The sequence below is a fragment of the Ahniella affigens genome, assembly GCF_003015185.1.
GTDB classification, from domain to species: Bacteria; Pseudomonadota; Gammaproteobacteria; order Xanthomonadales; family Ahniellaceae; genus Ahniella; species Ahniella affigens.
Genome location: NZ_CP027860.1, coordinates 2,424,553 through 2,447,098 on the forward strand (window position 1 = coordinate 2,424,553; position 22,546 = coordinate 2,447,098).

A 22,546-nucleotide genomic window follows, 5' to 3' on the forward strand; every position below is an offset into this window, starting at 1 on the left:
GTGCAACTGATTGATTCGGCTGACTCCTGCTAGACTTGCGCCCGTCCATTCGGCACGGATTTCTGACTTGTTTGCGCGCGTCCTATTTGTCCTGTTGTTGGCCACCAACCTTGGTCTGGCGGCATGGCTTTGGCTCGCGCCAAAGCCGAGCGTTGCCGCGTTGCCAGTAACCGACCCAGGTGTGCCGCAGCTGGTATTACTGTCCGAGCAAATGGGTGGCCCCGCTGCGGCGGCCGAAATGGCCGAAGCGCCCATGGCGCCTACCGATCTGGCACGGCTCTCTTGCACGCAGCTCGGGCCTTTTGGCACGCAGGCAGACCTCCGGCGAACCATGAACGCGCTGACCCCACGCGTGGATCGAGTGCAATTCCGCGAAACGCGCACGACCCGTTCACGCGGCTGGTGGGTGTATCTCCCGGCGTTCAAAGATCGCTCCGAAGCCCTGTCAGCAGCGCGCAACCTGTCGGAAAAAGGCATCCGCGACTATTACGTCGTCACCGCCGGTGACCAACAAAACACGATTTCGCTCGGGCTCTTTCGGGCTAGAGAAAATGCGGACCGGCGTGTCGCGGAGCTCCAAGGCCTTGGATTTGCCCCATCAATGACCGAACGGACCGACGAGTTGCCGGAATACTGGCTCGAATTTGCCGTGGTGGCCGGCGCGCCGTTCAATTGGCGCGATGTGGTGCCGGATACCACGGATCTGGTCGCCACACCGATCGAGTGCCGCTAAGGCAGGAACGCGCCCGTCCGAGCTCGACCAGCGGCAGCACCGTTTTCACTACGCAGCGCGGCTGGGCGCAATGACGCACGGCAAAGTGCGTGTCGCGCGCGCGCTGCTGATGCGCCGCTATTTGCGAACCTTGGCCACCGCACGCGGCTTCAGAATCGGGTCCAAATACGCAGCGCCCCCGAGGTTCGTTGTCTGGCGTTGGATCCAACGCTGCCTGCTTGCCACGTAAGCAGATGGTGCCGCGACCGAGAACTTCTTGGGATTCGGCAATACGGCGGCGAGCAGCGCAGCCTGGTTCGGCGTCAACCGGCTTGCCGGACGCTTGAAATACTGCTGCGCGGCCGCCTCCACGCCATACACGCCGGGTCCGAACTCGGCGACATTCAGATAGACCTCCAGGATTCGGCGCTTCGACCACAGCAGTTCGATCCACAACGTCAGCCAGGCTTCGGCGCCTTTGCGGACCCAACTCCGGCCCTGCCACAGAAACACGTTCTTGGCGACTTGCTGACTAATCGTGCTCGCCCCCCGCATCCGGGCGCGACCACGCTGATTGGAGGCATAGGCTTTCTGGATCGCGCCCAGATCAAAACCATGGTGCTCCGGAAACCGCTGGTCTTCCGCCGCAACGACGGCAATCGGCATTTCTGGCGTGATCTGGTCCAACGGGACCCAGGTCTGATTCGGCCATTTCCCGGTATCGAGGCGCTCGCCCAGCATCACGGCGCTGGTTTCGAGCGGCACAAATCGCAGGGTCAGAACGAACACGATGGTCAGACCGACAAACCACAGGCCGAGTTTCAGCAATCGCCAAAGCCAGAGCCGCCAGCCCTTTCTCTTGGGCTTTTCCTTGGTCGCGCGCATCAGGGCTCGCTCAACGAGGAACTGCGCCGCGCCGTTGCCGATGCGCAATTGGAGACCAGACTCCAGTGCTGGGGTATTACACTAGGCAGATGACCCAAGATCACGATTGCTTACACCGATTCTTTTTCGAAGACGCCAACGTCCGGGGCGTCATTGTGCAATTACGCGACACCTGGCAGCAAATCGCCCATCGCGACGACTATCCCACCGAGGTCCGGCAATGGCTTGCGCAGGTTGCGGCGGCCACGGCTTTGTTTGCCGGCGACGTCAAAGTCGACGGCTCGGTCTCGGTGCATTTGAAGTCCGCGTCAGCGCTGCGACTCGTGTTTGCCGAATGCTCCAGCCAAGGCGACATGCGCGGCGTGGCGCGTTGGGACACCTTTGACGCTATTCCCGCCGTACCTGACGATCTTCGCGGCGCCGCAGGCATTCTGGCACTGACGGTGATGCGCGCGAATGGTGAGCCCAAATGGCAGGGCATGGTGCCGCTGGAGGGCAATAGCCTCGCCGCTGCGTTCGAGTCGTATTTCAACCGCTCCGAACAATTGCCCACCTCGCTGTTCTTTGCCTTTGACGGCAAATCCTGTGCCGGCCTGTTGCTGCAAGAGGTTCCGGCCGAGGGCGGTATCGCTCGCGAGCGGGACGCTGCGATGTACGAATACGCCCGCACGATGGCCGCGACAATCGAATCTGACGAACTCTTGAATCTAAGCCCCCACGAGATCCTGCGTCGCTTGTTTCACGAAGAGACGCTGCGCCTCCTTGACGCCCAACCCATCCGGTTCCAGTGCCGTTGCTCCCGTGACCGGGCGATTGGCATCTTGCGCTCGATCGGTCCGGAGGAAACCGCAGCCGCACTCGCCGAGTCCGGTGAGCGCGTCACCGTGACCTGCGAGTTCTGCAACGGTCAATACAGTTTTGATGCCATCGATATCCAGCAAATGTTTTCGGGTCTCGATCAAGACGCCGCGGTGACCCGTCACTGACGATGCCGATCGCTTGGTATCGCGCCGCCAATCTGAATAGCGGTTCGTATCGGAGCGGCTTCAGCCGCAAACCGATCTCCCGGCGAAATCGATTCGGGCCTGAAGGCCCACTCATCAATCACGCCGTAACGCATTCTCCCTCTCCCACGCGAGTGGGAGAGGGCTGGGGAGAGGGCTACTTGCGACACTGCGCCGTTGTAAGAATCGCGCACTGTCGCCGACAGTCTGATGCGCGAATCAGCGCACCTTCGGTGCGACCATAGCTCCAACAAGAGCCAGCCTTCTTGTGGGAGCGGCTTCAGCCGCGAATCAATCTTGCCTCAGCCAGCTTTTTGTGGGAGCGGCTTCAGCCGCGAACCGATCTCGTGGCAAGAGTGAGTCCAAAACTGCAGACCTTCCGCAAACTCAGGTGCCACGCTATTCAAGCTCAAACCCATGGTCGGACGCCCACGCTCGCAACGCTTCCTGCACCGCTGCGTTGTCAAACGCATACCAAGCATCAAGCAGCCCATGATCGCTCAGCAAGGCCTTGAACCGTTGATAGGCCCCGCGACGCTGGAAGATTTCCTCAACCCGTGACTCCAGCTTCGGCGCGTTCTGCTCAATGAAGCGATTCACCAGGTAGCGTCCTAGGTCCAGCTCCTTGCGATCCGGGACCGGCACATATTGATCGGGGTCATCCACATCACCCTCGATCGCCTCTTCTTCACCATCATCGAGGCCGATCAGTACGACTTTTCCAGAAGTTCGGGCGACATAGGCGGACACCTCGGCAACGGCACTCCCGCTGACCGTATCCAGGGCCAGCTCCAAATCATCCGCAGAAACTTTGATTGGCGGCACAAATCGCTCCAAGCCAAGTGACGACAAACGTGGTGCAACGCGCTGCTTGAATACGAGCCAAAAACGTCGCCAAAACCGAGGCTACAACCACCCCTTCTGCCGCGCGATCCGGTACGCCTCAATCCGGTTGTCGACGCCGAGTTTGCCGATTGCTTCCGACAGGTAGTTGCGGACCGTGCCGTGCGACAGATTCAGCTGCGTGGCGATGTCGTTCGCCTGCATGCCCTCGCCCGCCAGACGCAGGACTTGGCGCTCACGATCACTCAGCGGATCCGCTTCCGACCACGCGTCCAGTGCCAACTCCGCATCGACCGCCCGGCCGCCGCGGTGCACCTTTCGAATCGCATCGGCGAGCTTTTCGGCTGGAGAATCCTTCAGGAGATAACCACTCGCACCCGCCTCCAGCGCCCGGCGCAAATAACCGGGCCGCGCAAACGTGGTCAGAATGACGATCTTGGTCGGCATGCCGGTGTCACGAACCTTGGCCGCGAGCTCAAGTCCGGTGAGCTTGGGCATTTCGATGTCGGTCAGCAGCAAATCCGGGCGCAACCGACGTACCATTTCCCAGGCTTCCTCGCCATCGCCCGCAGAGCCCAGTACTTCCAGATCGGACTCTAGTTTCAGCAAGGCCGCCAACGCGCCGCGCACCATCGCTTGATCTTCAGCCAACAACACTCGGATCGGCATGCTTACCTCGACGACACCAGTTTTAAGGCCACACGCCGGCCTGCCGATTCATCGCCAGACCCGTCGATCGGCACATGCACCACCAGGCGCGTACCGCCGCCCAGGGGCGAATCCAACTCCAATGTACCGCCCACCGCACTCAGCCGCTCGCGCAAGCCGCGCAAGCCATTTCCAGATTCAGTGACGCCGCCGCGGCCGTCGTCCTCGATTTCCAGGCGCACGAGATCGCCCGCCTTTTTCATCAGCAAGCGACACCGCCGGGCGTTGGCGTGGCGGATCACGTTCGTGGCGGCCTCGCGCACGACAAAACCGAGGACGCCTTCGATGTCCTGATCCAGGACAACCGGCTCCGCCTCATATTCGAAATCGACGAGCGCCGCCGACAGCGCAACCTTGATGTTGGCAAGTTCGGCCAGCATTCCCGGTGCGCGCATGCCGCTGACCGCGCGCCGCACCTCCATCAGGGCTTTGCGGGAGATCCGCTCCACTTCGCGCATCTCGGTCGCTGCCGCAGCGGGATCCCGCTCCGCTAACCGACTGGCCAACTCGGACTTCAACGTAATCACGGACAGCGTGTGGCCAAGCAGGTCATGCAAGTCCCGACCAATACGCTCACGTTCGGCAACCCGGGCCATGTTGGCGAGTTCCTCCTGCGACAGACGCAAAGCCTCGTTGCGGCGGGCGTTGTTGTACCAGATCTTGCAGCCGATCGCCGCCATCAATCCGGGGAACACGATGCCAAAGCCCCACACAGTCGTCGGCATGCCAACCAATTGGTAGGTCAGCCAACTGACAGCGGACGTCGCGGCAATGAACGATGCCATGGCCGACCAGCTCATGTGCGCAACAAGCACCCAGGAGTAAATGAGAAACACCCCTGCCATCAGATTCGCCGGCATCAACGCCAACCCAATCATGTTGATCAGTGCCAGCACGACGAGGCGTCGCGCCCCACGCTCCCAATAGAACCGAAAGTACAGAGGCAGAAACAATGCGACAGCGATGCCTGTGAACCACCAGTTGACCTGCGCATTGCCGCGTGGCATGACCAATGGCAAGAACAGCATCAACAGGTAATTCAACGAGAAGAACGGCATCGCACCCGGTTCGTTGACGGGGGGCAACAGGCGCTGCCGAATTTGCTTTTCAAGACTGTGCCAAGGGTGCGCCATAGACGTTCCTGCAGTGATTTGGTTTCAGGCAAGCCCGACGGCTGCTCCAAGGCACAGGATACCGGTCGCCAAAGGAGACACCAATCGCAGGCGCCAAGTCCGAAGGCTGACACCTGTCATTCCAAGTGTGCAGCGCCGTGAGGCGTTGCAAAGTCGCATGTTCCCGCTAAGGAGCCTCTGAACAAGTTCAGAGGCGATGCGGGCCATGGATGGCCCGCCCAGAATCAAACACGCAAGTGGTTGATTCTGGAGCACTGAGTCCGGACATGTGCCGGACTCAGTGCGGGTCTGAAAGTCCAGGATGGACTGATTCAGACCAGCAAATACTGGCCATGGATGGCCCGCCCAGAATCAAACACGCAAGTGGTTGATTCTGGAGCACTGAGTCCGGACATGTGCCGGACTCAGTGCGGGTCTGAAAGTCCAGGATGGACTTATTCAGACAATCCCTAAGGCGACGTTCCCGCCTCAGGGTTTGCGGATCGCAGAGGTGCTGCAGCGAGCGTTTTCCAGGACACATCGGGCATGAGTTCAGGCTTGGGGGTTACGGCGAAAACGCCCGCCTGATAGCATGGCAGCTTACTTTTTACTGACTGACCGGGCTTGCCCGGGTGGGAGTTGCTATGAATCTGCTGGAAAAACTGAATGCCATGCGCCAAGCAGGCGCGGCCGCGCTGACCAAAGGCCTGAGCGATGCGCTGATCACCCAGTTCGCTGCTGGTTACCCAGAGCTGGTCGACGCGATCAACGAGGCGTATGCCCAGTTCCAGGCCATTTCGGCGGAGATGCCGGACTTGGTCAAGCTGGATGAGCGCGAGCAGATCCGCCAGATTCAGGCGGGCTACATCAATTTCTATCAGGAAGATGCCGTCAACCCGTACGTTGCCATCGCTGGCCGCGGCCCCTGGGTCGTCACGCTGAAAGGCGCCGTCGTGCACGACTCTGGCGGCTACGGCATGCTGGGCTTCGGGCACGCTCCGAAGGCGGTCCTGGAAGCGATGTCGCGTCCGCACGTCATGGCGAACGTGATGACCCCGAGCCTATCGCAGCTCCGCTTCGACCGCGCGCTGCGCGCCGAGATCGGTCAGCGTCGCGGCGGATGCCCCTACAGCAAGTTCCTGTGCCTGAACTCGGGTTCGGAAGCGATGGGCCTCGCTGCCCGGATTTCCGACGTCAACGCCAAACTGATGACCGACCTGGGCGGCCGTCATGCCGGCAAGCAGGTCAAGATTGTCGGACTCAAGGGCGCGTTCCACGGCCGTACCGACCGTCCGGCCCAGGTCAGCGATTCCAGCCGCAAGACCTACCTGCAGCATTTGGCCACGTTCCGAGGCGCCGATAATCTGCTGACGGCGGTGCCCAATGATGTCGACAGCCTGAAGGCCGTATTTGCCGAAGCCGAACGCAACAACTGGTTTATCGAAGCGGTGTTCATTGAGCCGGTGATGGGCGAAGGCAACCCAGGCGTCGCCACGACGCCCGCGTTCTACCAGGCCGCCCGCGAGCTGACCGAAGCCCATGGCAGCCTCCTGGTGATCGACGCCATTCAGGCTGGCCTCCGCACCACCGGCTATCTGTCGATTGTCGATTCGCCGGGCTTCGAGCATTTGAGCGCTCCGGATATCGAGAGTTACTCGAAAGCCATCAATGCCGGCCAATATCCATTGTCCGTGCTCGCGGTGTCCGAGAAGGCCGCTGGCCTGTATCGCAAGGGCATCTACGGCAACACGATGACGACCAACCCGCGCGCGATGGACGTCGCGGTGGCCGTGCTCGAATGTCTCACGCCAGACGTTCGCGCCAACATTGTCAAACGCGGCAAGGAATTCCTGGCCAAGCTTGAACAGCTCGCTAAAGAAGTGCCGGGCACGATTACCAAGGTGCAAGGCACGGGCCTCTTGTTCTCGGCCGAATTGGCCCCGGACTTCAAGTGCTACGGCGCCGGCAGCACCGAGGAATTCCTGCGCTACCACGGCTTTGGTGTGATCCACGGCGGCACTAACTCGCTGCGCTTCACCCCGCCGTTCACGATCACCGACGCCGAAGTGGACATGCTGATCGCGGGTGTGCGCATGGCGTTGCTGGAAGGCCCGCGCATGAAAGCAGAAGTGGCGCAAGCCGCCTGATCGATCGTTGTGGCATTACCGAAAAAGGCCGGCATTGCCGGCCTTTTTCATGCTCAGTACGAGCGCGTGTTACCAGCGATACTCCAAATCGAGCAGCAACCGCTCAACGTTTTCCGGCTGGTCGTCTCGGCGCTCCTGCGAGAATGCAAGCCGCGTCGACAAGCGGTCACTGATGCCATAACCGACCCATGGCAGGCAACCTCGCGAAAAGCTGTGGAACCACCATTCGTCGTCACTGAATGCCGCGAGCACCGCATCGCGCTGAATGCGCTGGCAGGCCACACCAACCTCCACGCCATTCAACCCCCGGCGATCGCCAAGCACCGCGCTGACGCGAGCAGCATCGCGGAGATCCCCCTCATCGACGCCCGGCGCGGCCTCGACACCGGTATTGCGGGCGAGATCAAGATCGAATCGAAACGGCCAGTCGAACAGTTGCCCGCGGGCTCCGAGCTGCAGGTCGACAATCCGATAGTCGCTCCGGAAGACGTTGCCGCCCTGAATCCTTTGGTTCGTGCGGCCCAAACCCTGCACCGCCAGAACATCGATGTCCGACCAATCCAGATACGCCAGTTGGCCGTGCCACGACCAGTCCATGCCTTCGCGGAAATGCACACCGACTTGAACCGCAGCGAGCCGGGACTCATCACCGTAAAGGTGATCACCGGCGAAATAGCCTGCGCCGATCGACCATCGATTGAAATCACCAAACGCCTGGCTGTGCAACACGCTGACGCCGAGCGGACGCAAGTCCGGGTCGAACAACATGGGGCTCAATTCGATCGGCAACGCAGCCTTGCCGATCTGGACGCTGCTGCCTTCGGCAATATTCCAACGACCATAAAACTCATCGAGATTCAGATCATCAATGCGCTCGTTGTCCAGATTGATCCGGTTCAGTTCGTTGCCGTCGGAGCCAACGGCGCCTTCAAATGTGATGCCCCAATCGAACTGGTTGACCGTGCCCCGCCAACCGCTCCGCAACCGGAGTCGCGCGCGCTCGACGTCGTCCCGGCCAGCGAGATCGGTGACGTGGTCGTACCACAAGCGCGCGTCGCCCCACCAATCGGCACTCTGTATCGAATTGGCATCCGGGTCTTCCCCAGCAAGCGGATCTTGTGCGATTGCTGACCCCGCCAGCAGGCCAATCACCAATCCCCAAACCATGTGACGATTCTGCATCGCAGGTCTCCTGTGTTTATGCCCGGATACGCGCCAGCGCCTGCCCCAGGTCGGCGACCGATTGATACCGATCGGCAGCCACTTTGGCGATGCACTTCAGGATCACCGCTTCCAGGTCATCGGGAATATCTGGCCAGTACTCGGATGGCAGGATCGGTGCCTGATGCATTTGCGCCATGTAGATCTCCATCGTGTTGGCCCCAGTGAACGGCAACTTCCCGCAGAACATTTCGCAAAGCAGCACACCCGTCGCGTAAATGTCGGCCCGGAAATCCACCTCATCACCCGCCAATTGCTCGGGCGCCGCATAGTTAGGCGTGCCCACAAACATGCCCTGCTGCGTCTGGCCGGGCTCGCTTCGGCGCGCCGGCCTTGCAATGCCAAAATCCATGAGCTTGGCGTTGCCACTTTGTTCCAGAATCAGATTCTCAGGCTTGATGTCTCGATGCAGCACACCGACCTCATGCGCGGCAGCGAGCCCGGCGCAGAGTTGCCGCGCAATGCGCAATCCGGCCGAGAACGGCAAGCGGCCCGCCTCGCGGATCAGGTACCGCAAGGTCATGCCACGGACGTATTCCATCGAAATATACGGGCGCCCTTCGACTTCGCCAAAGTCGAACGTGCGGAGCACATTCGGGTGCGTGATCTTCCGCGCGAGCTTGATCTCGATCTTGAGGCGTTCGAGGCTTTCGGCATCCATGAGTCCGGCGCCGCGCAACATCTTCAATGCCACGACGTCGTCGAGCTCCAGGTCACGTGCTTTGTAGACCACGCCCATGCCGCCCGAGCCAAGCTGGGACAAAATTTCGTAGCGACCGCCAAACACCACCCCCGACTGCAATTCATCACCGCGCCGGGTGACCTCTTGCGCTTTCGGGGTGACGACTGTTTCGGACGAGCCCGTACTCGTTACCAACGACGACTGAATGCGCGGGAGTTCGTCCAGCGCTTCAACCGGCACGCTCAAGAACGGCCGCGCGCTGATCAAACCATTCTGGGCGCGCGCCTCGGCTTGTACGGCTTCTTTCAGCGCCTCGGCCATGGGTCTTGCCACCAGCACGCCACCCTCGGCGCTCTCTGACAGCAATCGGTCAAGCTGATACACGGTGCCGCCGCTGGACACGGGGGCAACGCCGCCCGAGACCGACAATTGTCCCTCCAGGACGTCGCCCTCGTGCAATGCAAAGGCTAACGTGGCTGACAACGAATCGGGAAGCGCGCTGTCACGCCGCAAGTAGCTGGCCGTCCGTAGTGCTCGCCGCAGCGGCTCGGTCCCGGCAAAACCAAGTACGGCGCGCGTGCCGGTTTGCGCGACCACCGTCGCATCGATCTTGCGCGCTACATCATCGATGGCGCCCACAAAATCGGCGAGATCCTGCGACCGCTGCTGCACTTGATCGCGGGCAAACGGGCGCGCGAGCGCACGACATTCGATGCCGAGCAGAATACGGGTGACCAAGGTCGGCGGCCGGGTTCGGACGGCGGTGGCCAGACCGTGGCTCGGGGTGGCGCGCTCACTCTTTGGTTCGGGCAGGAACCTGGACAGGTTGCTGACGTACCCCTCGATATCGCTCTTCTCGCGAAGATCCGACAGCAATCGGTCAAAGCTCTGCGACAGTCGCGCGAGTTCGTCATGACCCTCAACCGCCAACCGCGTCTGATAGTTGCCAGACGCCGCATCCTCAGCCACCTTGGCCATTTGCTGCACGGGCCGCAAAATGGCCTTCGCGAGCAGGAACGACAAGGGCAGCGCCAGCAGCAACGACACGATGCCCGCAGCAAGCACAAGATTCAGAATGCGCTGGAAACCAGAATAGGCGCGGTCGGCAGAGGTGAGCAATAGCGCCGAGCCCAATTGCGGGCCGGCGTCCGGATCCACAGCGCGCAGCCGCCCGATCCATTTCCCCCCACCAAAACTGAGTTCCAGACGCTCAATGCCTTGTGCCATGTCAACGGCCTTGGCCGTTGGCGAGTCTGGACTCAGCACCTCAATGAGTTCTTTCACCTCATTCGCGTCCAGCGAACTCGACACGACCTTGATCGGCGTCCCCGGAAACAGATACGCAATATCGGCGCCACTGACGTCGCCAATCTTGGTCGCGAATTCCTGGTCAACGTCCTGGGCGATCAGCAGGAATCCGAGCAGATCGTCATCGCGTTGGATCGGCGTGATCGCCGCTTGCAGCAGCATGTCGCCCTGGCGCCAGAATCCCGAAATCGACTGCACGCCGCTGATTGCCGGCTGGATGAACGGATCGGCGCGGAGTGATTCCTGCACCGCCTCCTGCTCGTCGGTTCGGGCGAGCACATTGCCTTCGGCATCAAGGAACATACCGAGTGCGAAGTGGTATTGGCTTTGGCGCTCGCCCAACAGATCGGCCAGCGACACGGCGCCGGTCGCGAGCGGGTCGAGCACGTCCTCCTCGGATTCAAACAAGCCGGCATCGGTGACCGTATCGGTGGAACTCGCAAAATACTGCACGACAGACGGGTCTTCGGCAATGAACGTCACCAGCGTTTGGGTTTGTTCGAGTTGTGCCTGCTTCTGCGCGTCTTGAACGCCAACCGAGGTGGTCAGCGACTGTTCGACATTCGCGTCGGCGATCTTCCGACCCTGGGTATACGTCACCAGTACCGCGACGGTGATTGCGACCGTGATCAACCCAGCGCATACCAGAAAAATGCTGGCTGCCAGAGGCAGTCGGAATCTGCGCTTAGTAATTGCCATTCGGGGTCCTTTGGTACGGCTTGCCAAATTTATTCGCGTGCGGCGGAACCTTGCGCTTGCTCAAGTCGAGTTGCAGCTTTAATTCGCCGGTTTCGCCCACCACGACTTTCTGTCGAAGCGGTGGGGCCCGATCATGAAACACGATCAACTCGCCTTCTCCCAATGGCAGGCCGCTCAGTTCGAAGCGGCCCTTGGCATCCGCCCGACCATGGAACGGGGTATCCAGCACGAGCACGAAACCGTACATGGAATGGTGCACATTGCAATAGACCCGGACGAGCCCAATCCGATCAAATACGTGGCTTTTGCCATCGCCTTTGCCGTACTGGCCGACGTCGAATGCATTCTCGGTCGATGTCGAAAACACGTTGTGGAGAATCGGGTCCTCATTCGGGAAGCGCACCGTCGTGCCCTGAGGCACAGCCAGGATCCGGGGCACAAACTGTTTGCGCCGGGTCGTCATGATCGCCGGTTCTGCCTCGGCGGTCACGGCCACCGGCGTCTTTGGCCGGTAATAGATGACCGCGTCCATCCCTTCGGTCGCACGCAACGCTTGACCGTTGGCGCTCACACTCAGCACGCCCTTCAGCACGCCCGTGCTGGCGGTCGCGCTCGCGGTCGCGCTGGACGGTGGCGCCGGCTTGGCGGCCGGCGTGCCGGCTGACGGTGCTGGCGTTACCGCCGCGGCCACGCCGGCGATTCCGACCAACCCGAGCAGGATGGCTACTTGCCCTTTCATTTGTATCACCCCGGAGTTCTGGTTCTGGCATGATCTTAACGCACTCAACTGCCGCCACCACTGACTTTCGCCAGAGCCCAGCATGTCGACCATCCACATTACCCGTAAGCACAAGAAGAACCAAACCGACGCCAAAGCGGCCGTCAACCGAGTCGCCAAGGCCATCGCCCAGAAGTTCGATGTCCAGTATGGCTGGGAGGGCGACACGTTGCATTTTGAGCGTAGTGGCGTCAACGGACAGATTGCCCTGGAGCGGGGCAAAGTCACCGTGCAGGCGAAGCTGGGTTTGCTGTTGTTTGCCATCAAGGGTCCCGTTGAGCAGGCGATTCACGAACACCTGGACCGGGAATTCGGCGATTAACTTGCGCCCATGACGCGCACCGATGCCAAGCCAAGGCTCGCCACAAGCTGCCCCAATTTCCCGGTGCCGCCCGCCCCTGTCTTTCGCCAGTACGGTCAAACGTGTTTGCCGCCTAAGCTCGGCGCGGGCGGTCCGTGCGTAAGCCTGCGGTCAGTTTCCAGGTCTGATGGCAGACAGCGCTCGGGCTGCAATTGCCGAAGTTGCGATGACGTGAAGAGGCGTCGCGCAATTGCGGCGATTCGTCCAAAGCACCCGCAAATGTGTGGCACCCGGGCACCACAAACGCCCATCCTCTGGGAACAACAACAGGTGGCAGGAACATGACTAACACGCAGGTAACAGGCTGTATTCTGGCCGGTGGGCGCGGCCTTCGAATGGGTGGCGCAGACAAGGGCCTGATCAGTTGGCAAGGCAAACCCTTGGCCCAGCACATGCTCGAACGGTTGGCCCCGCAAGTAGGCAAAACGATCATCGTTGCCAATCGCAACCTGGACCGCTACCAGGCGTTCGGGGTGCGCGTGGTCAGCGACCAACAGTCTGGCTATCTCGGTCCGATTGCCGGTCTGGCGACCGCCTTGGCGCTTTGCGAGACGCCGTATTTGGTGAGTGTGCCCTGCGACACACCAAATTTCCCAACCGATTTGGTCAGCACATTGCTGGCCGGACTGGAATCTGACGAAGCCGACGTCGCGGTAACGTTCGATGGCGAGCAGCGGCAATTCCTGTTTGCGCTGTATCGACAAGAACTCGCCGATTCCGCCGAATCGGCACTCGCCGCGGGCGAGCGGGCCGTTTGGCGCTGGCACGAAAAGCTGAAACTGACTGAAGTCCCGTTCCCCAATACACAATCGGCGTTCGCCAACTTCAATTCGCAGAACGATGTGGGTTGATCCGAACGCAGCGCCCCCGAAGCCCATTCCTTATGCGGAAGCCCGTACTCGCCTAGAGACGCTGGCAGCAGCGTTGCCGCGGCCCGTGGTATCGCGACCGGTCATCGAATGCCTGGGCAGAACGCTCGCCGAGTCGGTTGCGGCGCCTGCAGCCGTACCGGGCTTCCGTCATTCGGCGATGGACGGCTACGCCTTGCCCGCCACCGCCGCTCCGTTTCAAACGGGTCAAGTCTTCAAAATAGGTGGCGCGGCTACCGCAGGCCAGGCGACCCCCGTCGTAGCGGCTGACGCGGCGATGGCCGTGGCCACCGGAGGCATGGTTCCGGAAGCGTTTGGCGCGGTCGTACCCAAGGAACAAGTCCAGGTCACGGGCGATACGCTGGCGCTGTGCGCTGACATCGCCCAAGACGCCAATATCCGCGGCGCCGATGACGATTTTGCAGCCGGTGATCCGATCGCCACAGCGGGCGACAAGCTGGACGCCGTATTGCTCGCCACGCTGTGCACGGCCGGGGTCCAAACGATCAACGTATGGGAGCCGCCGCGTGTCGCCATTCTGGTGACAGGCGATGAAATCCAGCCCTTTGGATCAGTGTTGAAGCCCGGTCACCGCATCGACAGCAATGGGCCGTTGTTAGCCAGCTGGGCGGCCGCATCGGGCTTCACGTTCACTATTGCCGGACCAAGTCGGGACGACCCGGAGCAGCTGCGGGCCCAACTAAGCGCGCTCGCAATGTCCCATGAACTTTTGATCGTGACCGGCGGCGCATCGGTCGGTCCAGCCGATTTCACACCCAGGCTCTTTGGCGAATTGGGCCAGATCGCGTTTTGGCGCGTCGCGGTACGTCCTGGCATGCCAGTCGTCGCCGCCCGGATTGGCGACTCCCTGGCACTCGGACTACCAGGCAATCCGGTTGCGGTGGTTGCTGGTTTGTTTGCGTTTGTCGGGCCGATCATTCGGACCTGGTTCGGGATGCGCGATCCGGAACCAAGCCCGGCCCGACTGGACCGGGCGATTGGCAAATCGCATGCCCGCCTGGAGTGGCGACGGGGCTACTGGTATGTGGATGCAACGGGCCAGGCCCGCGTCCGGCCCATCGACAAAGTCTCGTCCGGCGCGATGCAGAGCGTGGCCCAAGCGAACGTCCTGATCGAATTGCGGGCCGAGCAGGAGCACTGGGATTCGGACGCACTTGTCCCCACTCATCGGATTCGAATGGAAATCTGATTGCAGTATTGACCTGACTCAAGGCGACACACGGCTTCATGGCTATCATGTGTACATGACAGCACTTGACACCGACACCGACGCCGATCGCCCGAGTCGCATCAGCATCACCGAACTCCGGGCCGATCCGGCTCGGTGGCATTTGATCGATATCCGTGAGGCCGCCGAGTGCCAAACCGGCCTGATTGCCGGTAGCGTCGAAGCGCCCCTGAGTCTTGGCCCTGACGCGGTCTTGGCGGCGGCGGATCACAGCGGTCGAATTGCCAATCTTCTCGTCTGCGCGAGTGGTCGCCGCTGCGAACGTTTGCTCGCGCAACCCGCATTTTCCGGATTCGCCATACTCGAAGGTGGCGTTCAAGCCTGGACCGCCGCCGGACTGCCATTGACCTCACCAGCGGCGCGGTGCGCCATTCCTGCCAGCGACGAGCGCTATCTCCGCCATCACCTGCTGCCCCAGGTCGGGCGCGCCGGTCAGGAGCGCCTGCGCCAGTCCAAAGTCACCGTGATTGGCGCTGGGGGACTGGGCTCACCGACGTCGCTGTATCTGGCCGCAGCGGGTGTGGGTCATTTACGCCTGATCGATTTCGATCGCGTTGATCGCAGCAACCTGCAGCGGCAGGTGCTGCACACCGATGCCCGCGTCGGCATGGCCAAAGTCGAATCCGCCAAGCACACACTGACGGCGCTGAACCCGGACATCACCGTCGAAGCCATTGACGCCCGTCTGAACGCTGACAACGCGGCAGCGCTTCTGGCAGGTGCTGACCTGATCATTGATGGCGCCGACAACTTTCCGACCCGTTATCTGCTGAATGACACCGCGCTGAGTCTGGGCATTCCCTGGGTCTATGGCGCTGTGCAGGCGTTTGCGGGTCAGGTCGCCGTGTTTACGCCGCATCGCGATGACCAGGCACCTTGCTACCGCTGCCTGTTTCCCGAGGCGCCAGGCCCCGGCGAAGCGCCGAATTGCGCCGAGGCCGGCGTGCTTGGCGCCCTGCCCGGCTTGATTGGCAGCCTGCAGGCCACCGAAGCGCTGAAACATCTGATCGGCATCGAGCCCGTGCTCTACGGCACCTTGCTGACGGTCGATGCACTGAGCATGCAATTCCACAAGATCCGGCTGACCAAAGATCCGGACTGTGACCATAAAAAAATCAAATCGAGCAAACCATGAGCCTGGACCAATTCCTGCAAGAGGCCGACCGCGCCGCCCGCCAAGGGCAGTTTGCAGTGGCTGCGCGCCACTACGAGTCGGTGCTGAAAATCGCACCACAGCATAGCCATGCTCACAATTTCTTCGGCCAGGTGGCGTTTCAAAGGCAAGCGCTCGACGAGGCAAGACAGCATTTCGAACGGGCCAGTAAAGGCCAACCGGCGTTTGCACTGGCCCATGCCAATCTCGGGCGCGTGTTGAAGCAGCAAGGTTTCTGGCGCGATGCACTCAAGTCGTTGGACGCCGCGATCAAGCTCGAACCGAATGCTTATGCCGTGCATTTTGAGCGCGCCGAAATCTATGAGTTCCTGGGCGAGCCCCGAAACGCGGCGCTGAGTTACAACCAGGCACTGATGACCATGCCGGATTCGCTGAACCGGCTATCGGAAATGCAGCCAAGATTGCAGCACGCGCGCAACATGGTTATGGCTGACCGGCGCGAGCTCGCCGCGTTCATGCTGGCCCGGGTCAACCCCCTCAAGGCCGGGCATTCGGCCCGTAGTACGCGGCGGATGGACGAAACGTTGGCGATCACCCTGGGCCAGACGCGTTATTATCCGAGCCGCCCGCTGATGTTCCACATCACACGCCTGCCCTCCATCCCGTTCTTCGATCGCGAGGATTTCGATTGGGCACCGGCGCTGGAAGCCGCAACGCCGTTGGTTCTGGCCGAACTTCACACCCTGTTGAATCACGATGCCAGCGGGTTTGAACCATACGTACAGACGGGCGAGGCAGAATCACCGGGTCAGTTCGCGGCGTTGGATCGAAACCTGGATTGGGGAGCGTACTTCCTTTGGAAGCACGGCAAGAAGATCGAGGCCCATTGCGAACGCTGTCCGAACACCATTGCCGCATTGGAACAGGTGCCGCAGATCAGCATTCGCGATCGCGCGCCAGCAGTGATGTTCTCGGCACTGAAACCAAAGACCCATATCCCGCCGCACAACGGCGCAACCAATGCGCGACTCACGTGCCACCTGCCGCTGATCATCCCGCCGGGTTGCGAGTTTCGCGTGGGGGCCGAAGTCCGCGAGTGGCGACTCGGTGAGTTGTTCATGTTCGACGACACCATCGAACACGAAGCCTTCAACCGCGGCGATCAACTTCGCGTCGTCTTGATTTTCGACGTGTGGCATCCCCACCTGACCCAACTGGAGCGTGAGATCGTGCAGGCAACCCAGGTGGCGATGATGGATCACTATGGCACCGATGCGCCGCTTGGCGAGTTGTAGCCATCCAAGGATGAATTACCTTGTGCTGTGGCGTCCGCCTGGGATGCTCGGGACCCGTCATACCCGCTCCGGATTCAGTCCGGGGTGAGTTTCAACCTAGGGAGCATCTGAACAAGTTCAGATGCGATGCGGGCCATGGATGGCCCGTCCAGAATCGGGCACGCAAGTGCTTGATTCTGGAGCAACGAGACCGGACACGTGCCGGACTCGTTGCGGGTCTGAAAGTCCAGGATGGACTTAATCACACCCGCCCTAGCAAATGGCTGACCGTTGGCACCGTGAGTCCCAAAACGCGTCGGACGCATTCGAGTTGCGTTTTTGCAACCATCGTCAAATTTCCACCAACCCCATGGGCAGGCAAACGACGAGCCAGTAAGCTTCCGTCACGCATGTCGCGTACTGTTTACTTGTGGAGACTCCCTGATGTTACGCAAACTCGGCCTAGCCGTGCTGTTCCTGATTGCTGCCCCCGTTCATGCTGAATACTCCTTCGAAGTACTGAACAGTACCGACGAAGACATCGTCTCGCTGGAAGCGTCAGAAGACGGTCGCAACTGGGGCGAATTCGACATTGGCTACGGTATCGAATCGGGCGACAGCCGCACCATGGTGTGGTCGCGGAGCACCGACAATTCTGGCTGCGAGTGGTACTTCCGGGCCACATTCAGCGATGACACGACGTCGCGTCCACAGCTGTTTGACTTTTGTGAAGACGACTTAGTTCTGGAATTCGAATAACGCGAGCTGCCCCGGGACTCGCCCTGGCCCCCAGAATCGGGGATCGATTGGCGGGAATCCGGGAGGTTCTGCCAAACACGCCCGTATCCCAAGGCTTGCGTCCGGCGATACACTACGCACCTGGGCCCCAGCACGCACCGGTTACAACTGCCGCGCTGGGGTCTGGATCGACGATCCGGGAGCGTGGATGAACCCAATTTATCGAAAGCTCAATGAGCGTTTCCCCGAGCGGGGCGCGCCGACGAAGCAGTCATTCCAGACTGAAGCCCGAGCGTTGAGCCAATGGATCGCGCAATTGCCGCTCGGCAACGCGATGGCCGCTGCCCGACCGCTGCTGGCGGCGGTCAATGAAATCAACACGCTGAAGATCGATGGCTATCAACGCCTGACGGCGCTCGAGATGTTGCGCGGCCCGATCCAGCAAATGATCACTCAAGCCGACCGGCAGGTGGTTGGCTCCAGTTTCCCGCTACCAAGTGCCAAGTATCAGCTTGGGCTGCAATCGCGCGATTTTCACGCTGCGCTGGCGCTTGGCTACACGATGGCCGCATACGAAATCTGCGGCCCTGAGGGCAAAGTCCCGTTCCTGAAAGGCAAACCCGTAGCCATGGCGTTGGGCCGTGCGATTTCGCATTGGAGCGAGCAATTGTTGCGAGGTTATCTTCTGTACGCCTCGCCGCAATCGGGCGTCTGGAAGTCGATGCATGACCTGATTCGGTTTGCCCAACTCGTGCAATTGGGCGACAAGGAGTACGACGATCCCTTGCTCGGCAAGGCCACCGTCAGCCCAGAGCTCTGCTACAAGCAGGCGCTGCTGTTTGCGATCAGCAACCCGTATCGGCTCAGCCAGCGCGACATGCTCGATGCGTTTGACGCTTGTCGCGTCTGGGCCCAACAAGCGGTGCTGCGACCCGGTGGTGGTGGCGAGTTCGCGCTGCCACTGGAAGAAGACCGCGGTCCTGGCTATTTGCCGGAAGAGCGCCAGGCCGGTGCGGGCGCGTTGTTGTCCTTTGGTACCGAAGGCGCCGTCGCTTACCTGGAGCGGGAATTGAGCATGGCGGCGTCGGCGGGCACACCGGTGTCGTTCAAACTCCGCAACGGTAATCCAATCACGCTCGGCCAAGACTTGATTCGCCGCGCCATGTATTGCTGGAAGCCGGTATTCGACCGCATGCATCAGCGTCTGGCCGCCGGTCACGAGTTGGACACCTTGATTGGCCTGACAGCCCTGCACTATCACTTGGCCAACAAAACCGATTTCGAGAGCTTTGTGCGGGACATACGCGGCCCGGGCATCTCGATGAGCGAGCGTGATCGCTCGACCACCTGGACCAATTCGACCGCCTCGCTCGACTCCTCCAAACCGGTTGCCACGCGCGCCCGGGTGCTCGATCAGGGGCTCGGTGGTTATCGCCTGGAATGGAGTTCGGTCTCGGGCGCCAAAGCCCGGATTGGCGAGCTGATTGGACTATCGATTCTCGGCGAGAACGACGAGGACGAAGATCGCGATTGGATGGTCGGCTCGATTCGCTGGATTCGGTTCGATGCCGATGGCCGCGTTGAGGCAGGTATCGAACTGCTCGCCCGTGAGGCCGTACCGGCAGCCGTCCGCCCAGCCGACCAGAACGGCGTGTTCAAAACCCCGATGCGCGCGATCGAGCTCGCACCCATGCGCCGCGACGATGCCGCAGTGACAATTGTCGCGCCGAGCATTGGCGATAAGGCCTACTCGCGCATCGAATTCTCCAAACCCGCCGTGTTGTTCAGCGAACATCACGGCAAAACGCGCGTGCAGACCGACGTGGAAGTGCTGGAAAACACCGGCGCTTACTTGCGTCTGGCACCCAAGGACGCCCCGAGCCACACCGCATGACTGATCCCACCCGTTTTGACGCCGCGCCGGGCCGGCGCCGGGCCAGCGTGCCTGTGCGCGTTGGCAATACTTGGATTGGCGGATCGCATCCCGTCCACGTGCAGTCGATGACCAATACCGACACGGCCGATGTCGACGCCACCGCCAAGCAGATTGGGGAACTCTGGCGTGCCGGGTCGGAAGCGGTCCGGGTCACCGTCAACAATCCCGAATCAGCGGCGGCCGTGCCGCGTATTCGCGACAAGCTAGCCATGAAGGGCATCGACGTACCGATCATTGGTGACTTCCACTACAACGGCCATCAACTCCTGACCAACGAGCCGGCGTGCGCTGAGGCATTGGGCAAATATCGGATCAATCCCGGCAATGTGGGCTTTGGGCGCAAGCGCGATGGTCAGTTTGCCGCGATCATCGACATGGCGTTGCGCTACGACAAACCGGTTCGTATTGGCGTCAACTGGGGCAGTCTCGATCAGGCCATCCTGGCGCAGATGATGGACGACAATCATGCGCGTGCCGAACCTTGGGACGCCAGCGAGGTCATGCGCGAGGCGGTGATCCGCTCGGCGCTCGACTCCGCTGCGTATGCCGAAACCCTGGGTCTTGGCCGTGACCACATCATCCTCTCGTGCAAAGTCAGTGGCGTGCAGGACTTGATCGCGGTGTATCGAAGCCTCGCGGCACGCTGCGACTATGCGCTGCATCTGGGCTTGACCGAAGCCGGCATGGGCTCGAAGGGCATTGTCGCCTCGACCGCAGCATTGTCGATCCTGCTGCAGGAGGGCATCGGCGACACCATTCGCATTTCGTTGACCCCAGAGCCCGGCGAGTCCCGCACCCGCGAGGTGATCGTCGCGCAGGAACTCCTCCAAACGATGGGCCTCCGCGCGTTCACGCCGCTCGTCACCGCTTGCCCAGGCTGCGGTCGTACCACGAGTACGTTCTTCCAAGAACTGGCCAAGAAGGTACAAGACCATGTGCGCGAGCGGATGCCGGAATGGCGGCTCAAGCACCCCGGTGTCGAGAGCTTGTCGCTGGCCGTGATGGGGTGCATCGTCAACGGCCCCGGCGAATCCAAGCACGCCAATATCGGCATCTCGTTGCCAGGTACGGGCGAGGCGCCCACTGCGCCCGTGTTTGAAGACGGCCAGAAAACAGTGACCCTGCGCGGCGAACGAATCGGCGAGGAATTCGTCGAGATCATCGAGCGCTACGTCGAACGAACCTACCGGCCGCGCGCCTGAGTTTGTCGCCGCGGCGTTCGTCGCGATGCTCATTCACGCACTCACCCGGGCGAATTTCGCGCTTGGAGCGGCTTGTGACGGCCCGGATCAACCCCACACTCACACGAATCGCCCTATGATTCCGGGCAAGCCTATACCTTGAGGACGTTCATGAGCTCAGTCGCTTCCGCTTTCGCCCCCCTCGCCCGCCTCGACAAAGCCCTTGGTGCCTTGCGCGATCTCGGGTTGATCAAATCGCAGCCGGAAGAAGCACCGGTGGTCGCGCTGATCAACAAGATCAGTCACCTGGATCAGGACAAGTCGCTGGCAATCGCCCGCACCTTGTCGCAGGCCACACTGTTCAACGAAGTGGTCCGCGAGCAGATCACTGAGATGGGCATTGGCGAGCGCTACAAGGCCATCACGACGGCGTTCGACAGCATTCGCGACGACGCCAAGGCGATGGTCCTGCAAGTGGAAGACGGCAAGATCGACACCATGGAGCGCCTGTCCAACATCTGGATGAAGATCACGCGCGGCGATATTCCGAGCCGCTTTGAGCGCATCAAGGACACGTATCTCGAAGTCGCCAAGGAATCGAAGGATCAAATCACGCGCGAGCAGACCATTCTCGATGCATACCGCGATTTCCGCGGCGCGCTGAAAGAATCGCAAGTGCTCGGCTTGCAACTGCTGAAAAAGGCTGAGGAGATTCTCAGTCAAGCGCGCCTGGAACTGCAATCTGCGGCAGACGCGGTCAAAGCTCAGGAATTGAACGAAGATCGCGAGTTGGTGGCCCGCTTAGAGCTCGCGCGCGACGACAAGCTGCGCCAGCTGCAAGACGAGGACAAGCGCTATCAAATCGCGAAAGACCTCGCCGAGAACCTGTCGATCTCTTACAACACGACCGAAGTGATCATGGCTCGCCTGATGCAGATCACCAACGCAAAGGAACGTGTGTATTCGCAGGCCGTGACGTTCTTCGGTACGAACGAAACCGTGTTCACGGCGCTGTCTGCCTCGTTCACGGGCATGCATGGTCTGAACGAATCGACGCAGACACTCGAAGCGATGAAGGCCGGCATGAACAAGAGCCTCGAAACGCTCGGCGAAGTCGGCACCAAGGTGCTGGAAGAGGCCACCCGCGCGGGTTATGGCCCGACGCTCAAAGCCGACTCCGTCAAGAAGCTCGTTGATGCCGTCGTCAACTTCCAAGAGAAGTCGGTCACGATCATCGACGAAATGCGCCAGCTCTCGTCGACGAACGAGCGCGAGATCCAGGCCGCGGTCGAAGACGGCAAGCGCCGCTTGGTCGCCCTGTCGCAAACCGCGAACGCCCTGCCCGGCCCGAAGTAATTGCCGAAAACCTGGGTCTGATCTGGCCGTTTTGCGAGGGTCTCGAAGCAGTCCATACCGGACTTTCTGAGGCCTCTTAGAATTTTCAGACCCAATTTTCAAAAAGGGGCTTGACGCCCCACAGCCAGATCAGCATAATTTCGGGCTCACCTTCCCCGATAGCTCAGTCGGTAGAGCAACGGACTGTTAATCCGTGTGTCACTGGTTCGAATCCAGTTCGGGGAGCCAAATTCCAAAAGAACCCGCGCCTGTCGCGGGTTTTTTGTTGCCCGGAACTCGATAAACCAGTCCGTATTGGCAGCCCGCTGTGTCTGCCCCGCCGCCAGCGCACGACCACACGACCACCACGCGCAGTATCCAGATTCCGGT

Annotated in this window: 19 protein-coding genes and 1 tRNA gene; 13 read left to right on the forward strand and 7 right to left on the reverse strand. The window is 61.1% G+C overall.

Translation table 11 applies throughout. The annotated features are described in order from the left end of the window. Positions 1-67 precede the first annotated feature (67 nt). The gene (locus C7S18_RS09300; protein WP_106891300.1) at positions 68-733 is read left to right on the forward strand and encodes an SPOR domain-containing protein; all 666 of its coding nucleotides are present in this window, start codon (positions 68-70) and stop codon (positions 731-733) included. Between the two features lie 117 nt (positions 734-850). On the opposite strand, the gene mtgA is transcribed toward C7S18_RS09300, so the two are convergent. Beyond that, positions 851-1,597, reverse strand: a complete 747-nt coding sequence (mtgA, locus tag C7S18_RS09305; RefSeq protein WP_106893982.1) for a monofunctional biosynthetic peptidoglycan transglycosylase — start codon at positions 1,595-1,597, stop codon at positions 851-853. An 89-nt stretch (positions 1,598-1,686) separates the two neighbouring features. Here mtgA and hslO point away from each other — a divergent pair, with 89 nt between their 5' ends. Then, positions 1,687-2,583 carry an Hsp33 family molecular chaperone HslO gene (hslO, locus tag C7S18_RS09310; protein ID WP_106891301.1) on the forward strand — a complete coding sequence of 299 codons (897 nt, stop codon included), beginning with the start codon at positions 1,687-1,689 and terminating at the stop codon, positions 2,581-2,583. Positions 2,584-3,000: 417 nt separating this feature from the next. Here hslO and C7S18_RS09315 read toward each other — a convergent pair whose 3' ends face one another. The 3 genes from C7S18_RS09315 to C7S18_RS09325 form a co-directional block, all read right to left on the reverse strand. Then, on the reverse strand, positions 3,001-3,426 hold the full coding sequence (locus C7S18_RS09315) for a UPF0158 family protein (protein WP_170113194.1): 426 nt from the start codon (positions 3,424-3,426) through the stop codon (positions 3,001-3,003). A gap of 81 nt (positions 3,427-3,507) precedes the next feature. Beyond that, on the reverse strand, positions 3,508-4,113 hold the full coding sequence (locus C7S18_RS09320) for a response regulator transcription factor (protein WP_106891303.1): 606 nt from the start codon (positions 4,111-4,113) through the stop codon (positions 3,508-3,510). 2 nt (positions 4,114-4,115) lie between these two features. Next, positions 4,116-5,285 (reverse strand): sensor histidine kinase, encoded by a 1,170-nt coding sequence (locus C7S18_RS09325; protein WP_106891304.1) that lies wholly within the window; start codon positions 5,283-5,285, stop codon positions 4,116-4,118. Between the two features lie 623 nt (positions 5,286-5,908). Here C7S18_RS09325 and C7S18_RS09330 point away from each other — a divergent pair. Continuing rightward, positions 5,909-7,411, forward strand: a complete 1,503-nt coding sequence (locus C7S18_RS09330) for an aminotransferase class III-fold pyridoxal phosphate-dependent enzyme (RefSeq protein ID WP_106891305.1) — start codon at positions 5,909-5,911, stop codon at positions 7,409-7,411. A gap of 69 nt (positions 7,412-7,480) precedes the next feature. Here the strand turns inward: C7S18_RS09330 and C7S18_RS09335 are convergent, their stop codons facing one another. From C7S18_RS09335 to C7S18_RS09345, 3 genes are read right to left on the reverse strand one after another with little or no spacing between them, the layout of a single operon-like run. Beyond that, positions 7,481-8,593: a hypothetical protein gene (locus tag C7S18_RS09335; protein WP_106891306.1), complete on the reverse strand. Its 1,113-nt coding sequence runs from the start codon at positions 8,591-8,593 to the stop codon at positions 7,481-7,483. A gap of 16 nt (positions 8,594-8,609) precedes the next feature. Next, positions 8,610-11,321 (reverse strand): protein kinase domain-containing protein, encoded by a 2,712-nt coding sequence (locus C7S18_RS09340; RefSeq protein ID WP_106891307.1) that lies wholly within the window; start codon positions 11,319-11,321, stop codon positions 8,610-8,612. Beyond that, positions 11,308-12,060, reverse strand: a complete 753-nt coding sequence (locus C7S18_RS09345; protein ID WP_106891308.1) for a cupredoxin domain-containing protein — start codon at positions 12,058-12,060, stop codon at positions 11,308-11,310. Before C7S18_RS09345 ends, C7S18_RS09340 begins: the two co-directional genes overlap by 14 nt. Positions 12,061-12,142: 82 nt before the next feature. On the opposite strand from C7S18_RS09345, the gene C7S18_RS09350 reads away from it, so the two are divergent. The 10 genes from C7S18_RS09350 to C7S18_RS09400 all read left to right on the forward strand — a co-directional run bounded on the left by C7S18_RS09350 (position 12,143) and on the right by C7S18_RS09400 (position 22,405). Next, a complete protein-coding gene (locus tag C7S18_RS09350) occupies positions 12,143-12,421 on the forward strand; it encodes a polyhydroxyalkanoic acid system family protein (protein WP_106891309.1) in 279 nt (92 codons plus the stop codon). A 320-nt stretch (positions 12,422-12,741) separates the two neighbouring features. Then, on the forward strand, positions 12,742-13,311 hold the full coding sequence (mobA, locus tag C7S18_RS09355; protein WP_106891310.1) for a molybdenum cofactor guanylyltransferase MobA: 570 nt from the start codon (positions 12,742-12,744) through the stop codon (positions 13,309-13,311). Beyond that, positions 13,301-14,539 carry a molybdopterin molybdotransferase MoeA gene (locus tag C7S18_RS09360; protein WP_106891311.1) on the forward strand — a complete coding sequence of 413 codons (1,239 nt, stop codon included), beginning with the start codon at positions 13,301-13,303 and terminating at the stop codon, positions 14,537-14,539. Before mobA ends, C7S18_RS09360 begins: the two co-directional genes overlap by 11 nt. Before the next feature lie 55 nt (positions 14,540-14,594). Beyond that, complete coding sequence (moeB, locus tag C7S18_RS09365; RefSeq protein WP_106891312.1) at positions 14,595-15,713, forward strand: molybdopterin-synthase adenylyltransferase MoeB; 1,119 nt, start codon at positions 14,595-14,597, stop codon at positions 15,711-15,713. Beyond that, positions 15,710-16,987 carry an aspartyl/asparaginyl beta-hydroxylase domain-containing protein gene (locus C7S18_RS09370; protein ID WP_106891313.1) on the forward strand — a complete coding sequence of 426 codons (1,278 nt, stop codon included), beginning with the start codon at positions 15,710-15,712 and terminating at the stop codon, positions 16,985-16,987. Before moeB ends, C7S18_RS09370 begins: the two co-directional genes overlap by 4 nt. 423 nt (positions 16,988-17,410) lie before the next feature. Beyond that, positions 17,411-17,725: a hypothetical protein gene (locus tag C7S18_RS09380; protein ID WP_106891315.1), complete on the forward strand. Its 315-nt coding sequence runs from the start codon at positions 17,411-17,413 to the stop codon at positions 17,723-17,725. 187 nt (positions 17,726-17,912) lie between these two features. Beyond that, on the forward strand, positions 17,913-19,598 hold the full coding sequence (locus C7S18_RS09385; protein WP_106891316.1) for a hypothetical protein: 1,686 nt from the start codon (positions 17,913-17,915) through the stop codon (positions 19,596-19,598). After that, complete coding sequence (ispG, locus tag C7S18_RS09390; RefSeq protein ID WP_106891317.1) at positions 19,595-20,842, forward strand: flavodoxin-dependent (E)-4-hydroxy-3-methylbut-2-enyl-diphosphate synthase; 1,248 nt, start codon at positions 19,595-19,597, stop codon at positions 20,840-20,842. The genes C7S18_RS09385 and ispG overlap by 4 nt, the downstream gene beginning before the upstream one ends. A 150-nt stretch (positions 20,843-20,992) precedes the next feature. Further along, the gene (locus tag C7S18_RS09395; RefSeq protein WP_106891318.1) at positions 20,993-22,177 is read left to right on the forward strand and encodes a cell surface protein; all 1,185 of its coding nucleotides are present in this window, start codon (positions 20,993-20,995) and stop codon (positions 22,175-22,177) included. A 152-nt stretch (positions 22,178-22,329) separates the two neighbouring features. Then, positions 22,330-22,405, forward strand: a tRNA-Asn gene (locus C7S18_RS09400). Positions 22,406-22,546: the final 141 nt, after the last annotated feature.